Source organism: Streptomyces sp. NRRL WC-3626, assembly GCF_000718785.1.
GTDB lineage: Bacteria > Actinomycetota > Actinomycetes > Streptomycetales > Streptomycetaceae > Streptomyces > Streptomyces edwardsiae.
In genome coordinates, this window is the sequence record NZ_JOCA01000007.1 from 151366 (window position 1) to 165653 (window position 14288).

Sequence of the window (14288 nt, forward strand, 5' to 3'; positions counted from 1 at the left end):
TCAGGCCCCGGTGCGCTTCGGCAGCCGCCAGCCGGGACGTACGAAGTGGCAGGTGTAGCCGTCCGGGTAGCGCTGCAGATAGTCCTGGTGCTCCGGCTCGGCCTCCCAGAAGGGTCCGGCCGCGGTCACCTCGGTCACGACCTTGCCCGGCCACAGCCCCGACGCGTCGACGTCGGCGATGGTGTCCTCGGCGACGCGCTTCTGCTCGTCGTCGAGGTAGAAGATCGCCGAGCGGTAGCTCGTGCCGATGTCGTTGCCCTGCCGGTTCTTCGTGCTCGGGTCGTGGATCTGGAAGAAGTACTCCAGGATCGTGCGGTAGTCGGTGACGGCCGGGTCGTAGGTGATCTCGATCGCCTCGGCGTGCGTGCCGTGGTTGCGGTAGGTCGCGTTCGGCACGTCGCCGCCGCTGTAGCCCACCCGCGTGGTCAGCACACCCGGGAACGTGCGGATCAGCTCTTCCATGCCCCAGAAGCAGCCGCCGGCGAGCAGCGCCCTCTCCTCGTTCCTCGTCATCTCGAATGTCGCCCTTCTCCCACATGCCCTACGGCTTCCACCAGTGAGAACCCCACCGGCTCCCCCATTGTTCCGGCCACGCCGCCGATGGCGTACGGCGGGCCGGACGGACGGCGGTCCCTGGTCCTGCGGTCCTTCGTCAAGCCGTTCTTCGTACGGCACGCGGAAGGGCTGCTGACACGTGAGGCGGACGTCCTGTCGCTGCTCGCGGACCGCGGGCTCCCCGCCGCGACGCTCGTCGCGGTGGACGCGTCGGCCCGGCACTGCGCGCATCCCTCGCTGCTGATGTCCCTGCTGCCCGGCGCCGTACGGGTGGACGACGCGGGCGCCGGGGAACGTGCCGGGCCGCTGGCCCGGGAGCTGTCGCGGATCCACGCCGTGCGGCCCGCCGTACGGCCCCGTGCCTACCAGGCGTGGACCTCTCCCGAGCGGGTGACGCCGCCGGAACACACCCGGCGGCCGGAGCTGTGGCGGCGTGCCGTCGATGTCATCCGCCGCGAGCCGCCGGAGCACCGGGGGTGCTTCCTGCACCGGGACTTCCATCCCGGCAACGTCCTCTTCTCGGGTGCCGGCCCCGGGCTGCGGATCAGTGGCGTCGTCGACTGGGTGGAGACCTCATGGGGCCCGGCCGATCTGGACGTCGCCCACTGCTCGACGGCCCTGGCCCTGCTCCACGGCGTCCCCGCCGGAATGGCCTTCGCCGGCCGTTACGCGGCCGCTGGTGGGAGCCTGGACGGGGATCCGGGCGCCCACGTGTACTGGCAGCTTCTCGACGCGCTGGCGTTCGCGCCCGACGCGGAGAAGGTCGCCGTTCCCTGGCGGGAGCTGGGCCGTACGGATCTGACGCCGGAGGTGCTGACGGAGAGGCTGGAGGGATATCTCCAGGCGCTCCTCGAGCGCTACGGCTGAGGGGCGCGGCCACCCGCAGGGCGTGTGCGGGGCGGGACCGGGCGAACCGGTGCGTCCTCAGGGCACCGGGGATACGGGACTCCCCGCGGGTCGGCGGGTCGGCGGCCCGGGGAGGATCTTGGGGGATCCTTCGCGCACGGGGCGTGGGGCGGTGCTAGAAATGGGGCATGGCCGGTTTCCTGGGCCGCCTTCGCCCGGTGGTGACCGCGCGTCCCCTCGCCCACCAGGTGTTCGCCCTGCAAGTGGTGATCGTGCTGTTCCTCGCGCTCGCCGCGGCGACGGCCCTCGTGCTGCAGGCGCGCGCCGACACCGAGCGGGAGGCCCGCAACAGGGCGCTCGCGGTGGCGCGGACCTTCGCCCAGGCGCCGGGGATGCGGGCGGCGCTGGCGTCCGACGATCCCAGCGCGGTGCTGCAGCCTCGCGCGCAGGCCGCGCGCAAGGCCTCCGACGTGGACTTCATCGTCGTGATGACCACGGACGGCATCCGCTACACCCACCCCAATCCGGCCGAGATCGGCCGTCACTACATCGGCGCCATCGAGCCCGCCGCGCAGGGCGGCATCGTCCGGGAGACCGTCACGGGCACACTCGGGCCGTCCACGCGTGCCGTGGTGCCGGTCACCGACCCGGACGGCACCGTGGCCGGGCTGGTCGCCGCCGGCATCACGCTCGAACGCGTGAGTGAGACCGCCAACCACCAGGTACCGCTGCTGCTCGGCGCGACGGCCGCCGCCCTCGGTCTGTCGGTGCTGGGCACGGCCCTGGTCAGCCGCCGTCTGCGGCAGCAGACCCACGGGCTGGAGCCGGCCGAGATGACCCGGATGTATGAACATCACGACGCCGTGCTGCACGCGGTACGCGAGGGCGTGATCATCGTCGACGGTGAGGCCCGGCTGGCCCTGGCCAACGACGAGGCGCGCAGGCTGCTCGACCTCCCCGCGGACGCGGAGGGCCGTACGGCGGCCGGGGCCGGGATCGACGCGGCCCTGGCCGGGCTGCTCGCCGAGGGCCGCCCGGCCACCGACGAGGTGTACATCGCCCGGGGCCGGCTGCTGGCCGTGAGCCAGCGTCCGACCGACCGGGACGGCGGGCCCTCCGGGGCCGTCGCGACACTGCGGGACACCACCGAACTGCAGGCCCTGGAGGGCAGGGCCGATGTGGCGCGGCAGCGGCTGCGGCTGCTCTACGACGCGGGCCTGCGCATCGGCAGCCGGCTCGACGTGGTGCACACCTCGCAGGAGCTGGCGGACTTCGCCGTGCCGCGGTTCGCCGACTTCGTCGCCGTGGAACTGGCGGAGGCCGTGCTGCGGGGCGAGGAGCCGTCGCAGCGGGACGCGGCGCTGTGCCGGGTCGCGTTCCGGGGAGTCCGGGACGACGTCCCGTTCCTGCCGGTCGGTGAGCTGATCCCGTACGGTCCCGCCACGCCGCAGGGCGCCGGTTTCCGCTCGGGCCGGCCGGTCCTGGAGGCCGACATGACGAGCTTCTCCGGGTGGCAGGAGCCGGCCCCCGAGCGGGCCCGGAAGGTCGTCGAGGCCGGTATCCACTCGATGGTCGCGGTGCCGTTGCGGGCACGCGGTGTCGTCCTGGGCGTGGTCACGTTCTGGCGTTCGCGCAAGCCGGGGCCGTTCGAGGAGGACGACGTGGCGCTGGGCGAGGAGCTGGCGGCCCGTGCGGCGGTCAGCATCGACAACGCCCGCCGCTACACCCGTGAGCACGCCATGGCGGGCACGCTGCAGCGCAGTCTGCTGCCGCGCGCGCTGCAGGAGCAGAACGCGCTGGACGTCGCGCACCGCTATCTGCCGGCGCAGGCGGGGCGCGGCGGGGTCGGCGGCGACTGGTTCGACGTCATCCCGCTGCCGGGCGCCCGGGTGGCGCTCGTGGTCGGCGACGTGGTCGGTCACGGGCTGCACGCGGCCGCCACCATGGGCCGGCTGCGTACGGCGGTGCACAACTTCTCCACTCTGGACCTGCCTCCGGACGAGCTGTTGTGGCACATGGACGAGCTGGTCACCCGGATCGACCAGGACGAGGGCGGGGACGGTGAGGCCGCGCAGGTCACAGGGGCGACGTGTCTGTACGTCATCTACGATCCGTCGACCCGCCGGTGCACGCTGGCCCGCGCCGGGCATCTGCAGCCGGCCGTCGTCGGTCCGGACGGCCGGGCCGGGTTCGTCGACGTGCCCGCGGGTCCGCCGCTCGGGCTGGGCGGGCTGCCGTTCGAGACCGCCGAGCTGCTGCTCGCGCCCGGCAGCAGCCTGGCGCTCTACACCGACGGGCTGGTGGAGGACCGCCACCGGGACATCGACGAGGGGCTGGAGCTGCTGCGGCGGGCCCTGGAGGGCGCCGGGGACCCGGAGGAGGCCTGCGACACGGTGCTGCGCCGGCTGCTGCCGGAACGGCCCCGCGACGACGTCGCGCTGCTGATCGCCCGCACGCGCGCGCTGGACGAGGACCACACCGCCGTGTGGGACGTGCCGTCCGATCCGTCCGCGGTGGCCTCGGTGCGCTCGGCGGTCACCCGCACGATGGCCGGGTGGGGGCTGGAGGAGGAGGCGTTCGTCACGGAGCTGATCATCAGTGAGCTGGTGACGAACGCGGTCCGGCACGCCTCGCCGCCGATCCGGGTACGGCTGATCCGGGACCGCGCCCTCATCTGCGAGGTGTCCGACGGCAGCAGCACGTCCCCGCATCTGCGCCGGGCGGCGATCACGGACGAGGGCGGCCGCGGACTGTTCCTCGTCGCCCAGTTCGCAGAACGCTGGGGCACGCGGTACACGGCGAACGGCAAGGTCATCTGGACGGAGCAGCCGTTGCCCGCCGGAGCCGGCGAGTGAGCCCGCGAGGGCCTGCCGACGGCCCGGGCCCGCTCAGGCGAGGAGTGAGATACGGGCCGTGATGCTCTTGCCGGCCGGCTCCTGCCGTACGTCCAGGGCCTGGGCGACGGCCATCACGATCTCCAGTCCGTGCTGGCCCACCCGTCCGGGGTCCGCGTCCCGGGCCACCGGGGGCGCGGGATTGCCGTCCCGGACGATCACCTCGACGGCGTCGCCGGCGACGCGCAGGTCGAGGCCGACGGGGCCCGGCGCGTACTTGCGGGCGTTGGTGACGAGTTCGCTGACCACGAGCTGCGTGATCTCCACCGCGCGGGTCGACACCGGCAGGCCGTCCTCGGCCCGGGCTCGGGTCAGGAACGCGGCGGCGAGATGACGTGCCTGCGCTATCCACGTGCCGTCGTCGTCCAGGGCGTACGACGCCCGCAGCCGCGGTGCGCCCGGCACCGTGTCCCCCTCGTCGACTGGAACTGGTTCCATCCGGCCCGCCTTCACTCACCGATCACACCGCGCGACTACCCGCATCGCTCCCCCGCACGCCACTGAAGTGTGCCAGGTGCCTGTGACATCGGTGGGCCGTGGGCGAGGGGAAGCCGAACGCGGCCCGACGGCCCCGCTTTTCACTAGAGTGATCCGGGCCAGTATCCGGCGATCCGTGAATGAGTGAGGTAATCGCGCATCATGCCGACCGAAACGTTTGAGTTCCAGGTTGAGGCCCGTCAGCTGCTCCAGCTGATGATCCACTCGGTCTACTCGAACAAGGACGTCTTCCTTCGTGAACTCGTCTCCAACGCCTCCGACGCGCTCGACAAGCTGCGTCTGGCCGCGCTGCGGGACGAGGCACCGGACGCCGACGTCTCCGATCTGCACATCGAGCTCGAGATCGACAAGGACGCCCGCACCCTGACGGTGCGGGACAACGGCGTCGGCATGTCGTACGACGAGGTCGGCCGGCTGATCGGCACGATCGCCAACTCGGGCACCGCCGAATTCCTGCGGGAGCTGAGGGAGGCGCAGGACGGGGGCGGCGCGGAGGGGCTGATCGGCCAGTTCGGCGTCGGCTTCTACTCGGCGTTCATGGTCGCGGACGAGGTCACCCTGCTCACCCGGCGCACGGGCGAGCCGAAGGGCACCCGGTGGACGTCGCGGGGCGAGGGCACGTACACGCTGGAGGCCGTCGACGACGCCCCGCAGGGCACCTCCGTCGTGCTGCACCTCAAGCCGGCCGACCCCGAGAACCAGCTGCACGACTACGCCTCGGTGTGGACGGTCAGGGAGATCGTCAAGCGCTACTCGGACTTCATCACCTGGCCGATCCGGCTCGTCGGCGGGAGCGGCGACGACGGGGAGGCGGCCGGGCCGGAGACCCTGAACTCCATGAAGGCGCTGTGGGCGCGTTCGCGCGAGGAGGTGTCCGAGGAGGAGTACCACGAGCTGTACAAGCACATCGGCCACGACTGGCGCGAACCGCTGGAGACGATCCAGCTGCGGGCCGAGGGCACCTTCGAGTACCAGGCCCTGCTGTTCGTCCCGTCGCACGCCCCGCACGACCTGTTCCGGCGCGAATCCGGGCACGGACTGCAGCTGTATGTGAAGCGCGTCTTCATCATGGACGACTGCGAGGCGCTGCTGCCGCCGTATCTGCGCTTCGTCAAGGGCGTGGTCGACGCCCAGGACCTCTCGCTGAACGTGTCCCGCGAGATCCTCCAGCAGGACCGGCACATCCGGATGATGCAGCGCCGGCTCACCAAAAAGGTGCTGTCGTCGGTCAAGGACATGATGACCGACGACACGGGACGGTACGCCACGTTCTGGCGGGAGTTCGGCGCCGTGCTGAAGGAGGGGCTGGTCACCGACCCGGACAACCGTGACGCGCTCCTCGCGGTGACGTCGTTCGCGACCACGCACGGGGACGGCGGCGGCACGGCCACGCTGAGGCAGTACGTGGAGCGGATGCCGGAGGGACAGGAGGCCGTCTGGTACATCACCGGCGAGTCCCGGGAGAGCGTCGGCGACTCGCCGCACATGGAGGCGTTCCGCGAGCGCGGCATCGAGGTGCTGCTGCTCACCGACCCCGTCGACGAGGTGTGGGTCGACGCGGTGTCCGAGTACGAGGGCAGGCCGCTGCGGTCGATCGCCAAGGGCGAGGTCGACCTCGGCGCGCGGGAGGACGACCGCGGCGACGAGGAGCGGGAGAAGCAGGCCGAGGAGTACGCGGGTCTGCTCGGCTGGATGGGGGAGCGGCTGGCGGAGGACGTCAAGGAGGTGCGGCTGTCGACGCGGCTGACCGTGTCCCCGGCCTGTCTCGTGGCCGACGCGAACGATCTCACCCCGGCGCTGGAGAGCATGTACCGGGCCATGGGCCAGGAGGTGCCGGCCACCCGGCGCATCCTCGAACTCAACGCGGACCACGCGCTGGTGAAGGGCCTCAACGAGGCGTACGGCGAGCGCGAGGACCGCTCGGACCTCACCGACACCGCCGAACTGCTCTACGCGCTGGCCGTGTTGGCGGAGGGCGGCCGCCCGAAGGACCCGGCGCGTTTCGTGCGGCTGATGGCGGACCGGCTGGAGCGCACCCTGTGACCCGGAGGTGCGCCGGGCCGTGATCAGACACCGGCCGGCCCGGCGGTCCGCGGCCTGCGGGCCGCCTCCCGCAGGCGCCGGCCGCGGCGGGTCGGGCCCCAGGGCTTGAGGATGGAGATCACCGTCATGAAGACATAGGCGGTGAGCGAGACGATCGGCCCCATCAGGACGTCGTTCCCGTCGGGCAGGGGCTGCCCGGCGGAGACGGCGGCCGCGGCCGCGCTCACGCCGGGCCGCAGCACGAGGGCCGTCGCGGTGGCGGTGGCCAGGGTCAGCCAGAACTTGGCCCACACCCAGCGGTGCCTCGCCAGCCCCCAGGGGGTGCCGAGGGACAGCACGAGGCCGCTGCCGAGCGTGAGGAAGGCGACCGGCAGCAGGAGCCGGTCGGTGAAGAGTTTCATGGCCCGGACGGACACCTCCACCATCGCCGCGGACCCGGTGGTGTTCGCGGTGATGCCGAGGGCGAGCAGCCCGACGGTGAGTCCGAGCCAGCCGGCGGAGGCGACGACATGGACGACGAGGTGGGCCCGGCGTGCGGGTCGGCTGAGTTTCACCCCGCCCACGGTGCCGGGCCCGGACGGTACGGACATCTGACGGCGGGAGTATCCCGGCGTACCGACGTCGGCGTACGCGCCCTCGTGGACCGGTGGTTCAGCCGGTGAGGGTGAAGGTCTGGGCGGCCGAGCCGGTGCAGGGCTGCTGGGACAGGTGTGCCCCGTCGGCGGTGGAGGCGTTGTCGACGGTCAGGCACTTGCCGCTGTGCCGGGCGACGAACCGGTAGCGGCCGTCGGTGCCGGCGCTCTCGGCGCGCCACTGCTGATTGGTGCCGCCCGCATAGCTCCACAGGTGGACCTTGGTGCCGTCGGCGGTGGCGCCGGTGCCGCCGTCGACGTCCCAGACCTTGTTGTTGTGCCGGTTGACGACCTGGTAGTGGCCGTCGGCGGTGGGCCGGAACTGCCAGGACTGGTTGGCTCCGGTGCCGCAGGCCCACTGCTGGAGCGCGGTGCCGTCGCCGGTGCCCCAGTCGGCGGCGTCGAGGCACTTGCCGCTGCCCGCGCCCGCGACCCGGTACCAGGCGGCGGGGTCGATCGGGCCGGCCGGGTCGCCGGTGCCGTTCCAGGTGAGGGTGGCCACGGCGCCGGCGGGCAGGGTGTGGGCGAGGGACCGGCCGTTGTCGGTGAGGGAGAACCGCTGTGCGCTCCCGGAGGTGTTGACGACGTAGGCGGCGCGGGAGCCGTCGGGGTTCTGGAAGACGACGTTCTGCACGCCACCGGCGCCCTGACTGGTCGAACCGAGGCGGACGGCACCGGGCTTGATGAACTTGGTGACATGGCCGAGCACGTAGAACTCGGCGTTGCGGGTGACGTCGCCCCCGGCGATCTCGACGACGCCGTTGCAGCGGTTGGTGCAGTGGCCCTGGTGGGGGCCGCCGTTCCGGTCGAGGGCGAGGTTCCAGTTGACCACGGTCTCGCCGCCGTTGCGCATGTTCTGCACGACGAGGTTCTCGGCGTGCCAGCGCAGGGTGTCGCCGAAGGTGGCGGCGGTGTCGGCACTGTCGGTGCCGGAGCACTCGGTGAAGAAGACGCGCTTGCCGGCGTCGGCGACCTGCCGCTGGGCGCCGGCCTGGCCGCCGTAGCAGTGGAAGGCGGCGCCGATGATCCGGTTGATGCCCGCGGTGCGGGAGAACACGTCCAACGGGTAGTTCGGGTGGTCCCAGTTGTGGTCGAAGGCGAGGATGTTGGTCGGCAGCCCGGCCGCGGTCAGCTTCGGGTCGAGGACCTTCAGGAAGTCCGCCTGCTGGGCGGAGGTCATCGACGTCGACGGGTAACTGGTGGCGAACTCCGGTTCGTTCTGCACGGTGAGGTCGGTGAGGGTGATGCCCTCCTGCCCGTACGCCTTGATCGTCTTGACCAGGTAGTCGGCGTACGCCCCGTACTGATCGGTTCTGAGGCTGCCGCCGTTCAGGGAGTTGCCGGTCTTCATCCAGGCGGGCGGGGACCACGGGGAGCCCATGAAGCGGATGGCCGGGTTGACGGCGGTGGCCTGCTTGAGGACGGGGAGGATCTCGGCGCGGTCCCGGTCGATGGAGAACCGGCCGGGGGTGTCCTCGTAGGAGTGCGGGTCGTCGGTGGCGTCGAAGTCGCTGCTGCCGAGCGGCTGGCGCAGATAGTTGAGGCCGATGCCGTCGCCGGCGGTGGAGAACAGCGAGCGCATCAGCTCGGCGCGGCGGTCCTGCGGCAGGCCCTGGATGAGGTGGGCCGAGGCGCCGGTGACGGAGGCCCCGGCGCCGGTGAAGCGCTGGCCCCTGCTGCCCGCGTCGACGCGGATGTCGACGGGCTGCGGGGCCGAGGTGAACGGGACGTCGCCCTCGGCGCTGAGCTTCCTGGCGCCGTCGGGGGTGGTGACCCACACCTGGGCGACGGGGTCGGCGGCCTGCGCGGTGCCGGCGCCGGCGAGACCGATTCCGGTGGCGGCCAGGCCGAGCGCGAGGGCGAGGACGCGGGCGCGCGGGGGACGCGGGCGGGTGCCTGATCCGGTTCTGCGGGACGGGAGGGATGACACGGGTGCGGCTCTCCTTCGTCGGGTGACGCATGGGGTACGCCGTCCGGCTTCAGAGCTGTCCTGCGCGCCGGGACGGCGGCGTTCCGTCGGAATGACGGCGCCATGAAAGCACACCTACTAAGTGGTTAGTAAGTGGTTTGCATCACACGATCGTGGGGTGGGCGCAGATCGACGACCAACGGATCATCACGGCCGTAAGCTGTCGCGGATGAGTGACCAGTCGGTGGGCCGGCCCGCCCGCAGGGCCGAGCCGAAGCCCCGTACACCCCGCAGTCCGGAGGCCCGGCGGCGGCAGCGGGACATCCTCGACATCGCCATGGACACGTTTGCCGCGCGCGGTTACAACAACGCCTCGCTCGCGGAGATCGCCGAGCGCGCGGGGCTGACCCAGGCCGGCGTGCTGCACTACTTCCGCTCCAAGGCGCTGCTGCTCACCAGCGTCCTCGAGCTGCGTGACCGCACCGACATCGAGCAGCTCGGGGCCGAACGCCCGCAGGGGCTCGCCTTTCTGCGGCATCTCGTCGACACCGCCCGGCGCAACGCCGAACGCGAGGGCATCGTGCGGCTGTACGCCGTCCTGTCGGCGGAGTCCGTCACCGACGACCACCCGGCACAGACCTACTTCCGGGACCGGTACACCGGGCTGCGCGACTTCGTCACCGACGCGCTGGTCGAGGCGTGCGGGCTGTCCGAGGCCGACCGGGGGCGGGCGCGTGACGCGGCCTGCGCGGTCATCGCCGTGATGGACGGGCTGCAGGTCCAGTGGCTGCTGGACCCCGGTTCCGTGGACATGGCCGCCTCGACGGACCTGGTGATCACCTCGCTGCTGACCACGCTGGCCCCGGACCGGTTCACCGGCCGGGACGGCTGAGTCCGATGTGCGGCCGCCTCGCGTCCGGTGGAGTCTGGGGATCATGCGGCGTGAGGACGTACCGGACGGCGGGGACGGCGAGGTGGAGGCGGTCCTCGACGAGCTGTACGCGCTGCCGCCGTCCGACTTCGTCGCCCGGCGCGAGGAACGGGCCGCCGCCGCGCGGACGGCCCGGCGGGCCGGCGACGCCCGCCGTATCCACGCGGCCCGCCGGCCGACGCTCGCCGCGTGGGCGGCGAACCTGCTGCGGCACTCGCGGCCGGACGAGGCCGAGCAGTTCCTGGAGCTGGGGCGGGCACTGCGGGAGGCGTACGCCGGGCTGGATCCTGGCGCGCTGAAGGAACTGTCCGCGCAGCGCCGGCGCATCGTCTCCGAACTGTCGCGCCAGGCGGCGCTGTTGGCGCGGGAGGCCGGGTATCCGCTGTCGGGCTCGGCCCAGCGGGACGTGGAGACGACGCTGCGCGCGGTGCTCGCGGACCCGGAGGCCGCCCGCCTGTGGGACACGGGCCGCACGGAGACCGCACTCACGCCGCCGACGGGCTTCGGTGCGGAGACGGCCGGTGCGACCCCGGCACGGGGGGCGCCTCGCGCGGAGACGGGCGGCACGCGGACTCCCGCTCGCGAGGCACCCCGCGCAAGGAGGACCGGCGCGCAGGCCACGGCACGAGAGCCGGCCCACGGGGAGACCAGCGGCGCACAGGCTCCCCCTCGCAAGCCCTCTCGTACGCCGTCGGCCACCGCGCGGCGCCAGGACGAACTGGCCGAGCGGCGTGCCGAACGGCGGAAGCGGCTCGAGCGCGCCCGGGAGGCGGCCCGGACCACCGAAGCACGCGTACGGGAGCTGCGCACGGAGCAGGACGAGGCCGACGCCTCACTGGAGCGGGCACGTGAACGCCGGCGGGAGGCCGGGGAACGGGTGTCGGCGGCGGAAGAGCGACTCCGGGAGGCCCGCACGGAGTGGGAGCGGGCCGACCGGGAGCAACGGGAGGCCGGGCAACGGCACCGAACCGCCGCGCACGCCCTCGCCCGCGCCGAGCGGGAGGCGAGAGCGGCGGCCCGTGAGGCGGAGAAGGCGGCGAAAGCCGTGCGGTGACCCACCGGAAAAGGGCCCTGCATTGGCATAGACCTGACACCGTCGGGCTCGCTAAGCTCTGCCCACCCGGGAATGAGAGCGCTCTCAGACCGCGGCAGTTCCACCCCCACCTTGCTGGAACGACGAAGGGCTCACCTTCCATGAGACGTACCAGACTCACGCATGCCGGTATAGCCGCCCTGCTCATGATCGGCAGCTGGACCGCGGCCGGCACGCTGCCCGCCTCGGCGCAGGACGCCCCCGACTCCCCCACCGCCCGCCCCGCCGACTCCGCACCCGCCTCCGCGGGTCTGCTGGAGGCCATGCAGCGGGACTTCGGGCTGACCCGCGCCGAGGCCGAGACCCGGCTGGCCGCCGAGCGCGACGCCACCGACCTCGCCCCGAAGGCGCGCAGGACCGCCGGATCGGCCTACGGCGGCGCCTGGTTCGACGCCAGGAGCGAGAAGCTGACGGTGGCCGTCACCGCGGACGCCGACGCCGCGACGGTACGGTCCCTGCGCGCGTCCGGCGCCGCCGTCCGCACCGTCGAGCACACGGCCCGGCAGCTCGACGCCGCCAAGTCCCGGATCGACCGCCTCGACGCGCCCTCGGGCGTGAGCAGCTGGGCCGTCGACCCGACCGCCAACACGGTCGTCGTGAACGTGGTCACGGGCGAGCGGGCTGACAACGATGTCCGCGCCTTCGTGGACAAGGCCCGCGAGGCCGGCCCGGTCACCGTGCGGACCGTGGCGGCGCAGGCCGAGACCTTCGCCGCCGGAACGGTCGGCGGCGACCCGTACTACACCGGCAACGTCCGCTGTTCCATCGGCTTCTCGGTGCACGGCGGATTCGTCACCGCCGGGCACTGCGGCGGGGCCGGGCAGCAGGTCAGGGGCTGGGACGGCTCGTACATCGGCAACTTCCAGGGCTCCTCGTTCCCTGACAACGACTACGCCTGGGTGAACGTGGGCAGCGGCTGGTGGACCGTGCCGGTGGTGCTCGGCTGGGGCACGGTGTCGGACCAGCTGGTGCGCGGCTCGGCGGCGGCTCCCGTCGGCGCCTCGATCTGCCGCTCCGGTTCCACGACCCACTGGCACTGCGGCAATGTGCTGGCCAAGAACGAGACGGTCAACTACAGCCAGGGCGCGGTCCATCAGATGACGAAGACCAGCGTCTGCGCCGAGCCGGGCGACTCGGGCGGCTCGTTCATCAGCGGTGACCAGGCGCAGGGCGTCACCTCCGGCGGCTGGGGCAACTGCTCCGGCGGGGGCGAGACCTGGTTCCAGCCCATCAACGAGATCCTCAACCGTTACGGGCTGACGTTGCACACGGCCTGACGGGCCGACGACCGGGAGCGGGCCCCGCCGGACAACCGGCGGGGCCCGCTCTCGCGTGCGCGCCCACAAAAGTTACCCTGACGTAACTTATTCATGGGTTACCGGCGGTAAGTAAGCGCTGCTAGTTTCCGGTTCACCTTCCTGGAGCAGAGCGAGGAGTGAGCCGTGAGCCGTATCAGCACCGTGCTGACCACCGTCGTCGCCACCACCGCCTGTGTGTGCGTGTCGGCGCCGTCCGCCGCCGCGAGCGACCCCGTGGTGTCGCGGGGCGTCACCATCCCCGCCTTCTACACGCCGCCTGCCGAACTGCCCGCGGGCAACGGTGTGCTGGTCCGCCACGAGCCACTGCCGCTGGGGCTGAGCCTGCCGGGCCTGGACGGCCGTACCCTGCCCGGCACGGCGACCCGCCTGATGTACACGTCCACCGACTCGAACGGGCAGCCGGTCGCCGTCACCGGCGCCTACATCGAGCCGTCCGCCCGCTGGAAGGGCGACGGACCCCGGCCGCTGGTGGTCGTCGGCTCGGGGACCATGGGGCAGGGCGACCAGTGTGCGCCCTCCCTCGCCCTGCAGCACCCGCTCACCTTCAACGGGCGGACGGTGTCGCTGGGGTACGAGGATCTGGCGGTCTACCGGCTCCTGGCCACCGGGGCGGCCGTCGTCGTCACCGACTACGTCGGACTCGGCGCGACCGACCGGCTCCACACCTACGTCAACCGTGTGGACGAGGGGCACGCCATGCTCGACGCCGCCCGCGCCGCGCACGGGGTACCGGGCGCTTCCGTGACCGGGGCGTCCCGGGTGGCCATGTACGGCTACAGCCAGGGCGGCGGCGCCAGTGCCGCAGCGGCCGAGCTGCAGCGCGCCTACGCGCCCGAGGTCCCGCTCGTCGGCACCTACAGCGGGGCGCCACCCGCCGATCTGACCGAGGTGATGAAGGGCATCGAGGGCAGCGCCCTGGCCGGCGCGCTGGGCTGGTCGATCAACGGCTTCGCCCAGGCGGAGCCGGAACTGCGCGCGGTCGTCGAGGAGAACATCAACGCCACCGGGCGGGCCGCCCTCGAGGACATCTCCACCACCTGCGTGGGCGACGCGATCCTCGGCTACGGCTTCACCAAGAGCACCAAGTGGACGAAGAGCGGCGAGTCCATCGCGGCGGTCATCGCCGGGGAACCCGCCGCCCAGGCCGTACTCGACGAGCAGCGTCTCGGCACGACGCGGCCGACCGGGCCGGTCCGGCTGGTCACCGGCGTGCGGGACGACATCGTCCCGCACGCGCAGGCACGGCAGTTGGCGGTGGACTGGTGCGCCAAGGGCGGTGACGTCACCTACAAGGCGGTACGGCTGCCCAACCTGGGTGACAAGCTGCTGACGAACCACCTGGCGCCGCTCCTCACCGACCAGGGCGACGCGGTGGCGTGGCTGACGGACCGGCTGAAGGGCGAACCGGCGGTGTCGAACTGCCGCACCATGCCGGTCCAGCCCTGAAACGCCACCGGGAACGCCGCGAACCCCGTCCCGGATGACCGGGACGGGGCTCGTGCGAGAGGAGCGCCGGGCAGGCCTTGCACCTGCATCTCCCCGCAGGAAGCGGGGCGTCTTTCCTTGGA

At 72.6% G+C, this 14288-nt stretch carries 11 protein-coding genes; 7 read left to right on the top strand and 4 right to left on the bottom strand.

Going from position 1 to position 14288, the window contains the following annotated elements; genetic code table 11:
• Complete coding sequence (msrA, locus tag IF28_RS0113780) at positions 1-513, bottom strand: peptide-methionine (S)-S-oxide reductase MsrA (RefSeq protein WP_030218755.1); 513 nt, start codon at positions 511-513, stop codon at positions 1-3.
• Positions 514-600: 87 nt separating this feature from the next.
• Between msrA and IF28_RS0113785 the strand changes: the two genes are divergently transcribed.
• Both IF28_RS0113785 and IF28_RS0113790 read left to right on the top strand, forming a co-directional pair.
• A complete protein-coding gene (locus IF28_RS0113785; protein WP_051713742.1) occupies positions 601-1422 on the top strand; it encodes a phosphotransferase family protein in 822 nt (273 codons plus the stop codon).
• 167 nt (positions 1423-1589) lie between these two features.
• Positions 1590-4256, top strand: coding sequence for a SpoIIE family protein phosphatase/ATP-binding protein (locus IF28_RS0113790; protein WP_030218761.1), 2667 nt, complete (start codon positions 1590-1592; stop codon positions 4254-4256).
• 33 nt (positions 4257-4289) lie between these two features.
• Here the strand turns inward: IF28_RS0113790 and IF28_RS0113795 are convergent, their stop codons facing one another.
• On the bottom strand, positions 4290-4733 hold the full coding sequence (locus tag IF28_RS0113795; RefSeq protein WP_030218765.1) for an ATP-binding protein: 444 nt from the start codon (positions 4731-4733) through the stop codon (positions 4290-4292).
• A gap of 201 nt (positions 4734-4934) precedes the next feature.
• Here IF28_RS0113795 and htpG point away from each other — a divergent pair, with 201 nt between their 5' ends.
• On the top strand, positions 4935-6836 hold the full coding sequence (gene htpG / locus IF28_RS0113800) for a molecular chaperone HtpG (RefSeq protein WP_030218768.1): 1902 nt from the start codon (positions 4935-4937) through the stop codon (positions 6834-6836).
• Positions 6837-6859: 23 nt separating this feature from the next.
• On the opposite strand, the gene IF28_RS0113805 is transcribed toward htpG, so the two are convergent.
• Positions 6860-7426 carry a DUF2269 family protein gene (locus tag IF28_RS0113805; RefSeq protein ID WP_199808989.1) on the bottom strand — a complete coding sequence of 189 codons (567 nt, stop codon included), beginning with the start codon at positions 7424-7426 and terminating at the stop codon, positions 6860-6862.
• A gap of 61 nt (positions 7427-7487) precedes the next feature.
• A complete protein-coding gene (locus IF28_RS0113810) occupies positions 7488-9314 on the bottom strand; it encodes an RICIN domain-containing protein (RefSeq protein WP_030218775.1) in 1827 nt (608 codons plus the stop codon).
• Positions 9315-9606: 292 nt separating this feature from the next.
• Here IF28_RS0113810 and IF28_RS0113815 point away from each other — a divergent pair, with 292 nt between their 5' ends.
• The 4 genes from IF28_RS0113815 (at position 9607) to IF28_RS0113830 (ending at position 14166) form a co-directional block, all read left to right on the top strand.
• Complete coding sequence (locus tag IF28_RS0113815; RefSeq protein ID WP_199808990.1) at positions 9607-10269, top strand: TetR/AcrR family transcriptional regulator; 663 nt, start codon at positions 9607-9609, stop codon at positions 10267-10269.
• A 43-nt stretch (positions 10270-10312) separates the two neighbouring features.
• A complete protein-coding gene (locus tag IF28_RS0113820; RefSeq protein WP_030218780.1) occupies positions 10313-11362 on the top strand; it encodes a hypothetical protein in 1050 nt (349 codons plus the stop codon).
• A gap of 140 nt (positions 11363-11502) precedes the next feature.
• Positions 11503-12678, top strand: coding sequence for a S1 family peptidase (locus IF28_RS0113825; protein ID WP_030218783.1), 1176 nt, complete (start codon positions 11503-11505; stop codon positions 12676-12678).
• Between the two features lie 165 nt (positions 12679-12843).
• Complete coding sequence (locus IF28_RS0113830) at positions 12844-14166, top strand: lipase family protein (RefSeq protein ID WP_030218786.1); 1323 nt, start codon at positions 12844-12846, stop codon at positions 14164-14166.
• Positions 14167-14288: the final 122 nt, after the last annotated feature.

What these genes read in the sequence shown, in the direction of transcription:
- msrA (WP_030218755.1), bottom strand. Translation starts at nt 513, where the DNA reads ATGACGAGGAACGAGGAGAGGGCGCTGCTCGCCGGCGGCTGCTTCTGG.
- IF28_RS0113785 (WP_051713742.1), top strand. Translation starts at nt 601, where the DNA reads ATGGCGTACGGCGGGCCGGACGGACGGCGGTCCCTGGTCCTGCGGTCC.
- IF28_RS0113790 (WP_030218761.1), top strand. Translation starts at nt 1,590, where the DNA reads ATGGCCGGTTTCCTGGGCCGCCTTCGCCCGGTGGTGACCGCGCGTCCC.
- IF28_RS0113795 (WP_030218765.1), bottom strand. Translation starts at nt 4,733, where the DNA reads ATGGAACCAGTTCCAGTCGACGAGGGGGACACGGTGCCGGGCGCACCG.
- htpG (WP_030218768.1), top strand. Translation starts at nt 4,935, where the DNA reads ATGCCGACCGAAACGTTTGAGTTCCAGGTTGAGGCCCGTCAGCTGCTC.
- IF28_RS0113805 (WP_199808989.1), bottom strand. Translation starts at nt 7,426, where the DNA reads ATGTCCGTACCGTCCGGGCCCGGCACCGTGGGCGGGGTGAAACTCAGC.
- IF28_RS0113815 (WP_199808990.1), top strand. Translation starts at nt 9,607, where the DNA reads ATGAGTGACCAGTCGGTGGGCCGGCCCGCCCGCAGGGCCGAGCCGAAG.
- IF28_RS0113820 (WP_030218780.1), top strand. Translation starts at nt 10,313, where the DNA reads ATGCGGCGTGAGGACGTACCGGACGGCGGGGACGGCGAGGTGGAGGCG.
- IF28_RS0113825 (WP_030218783.1), top strand. Translation starts at nt 11,503, where the DNA reads ATGAGACGTACCAGACTCACGCATGCCGGTATAGCCGCCCTGCTCATG.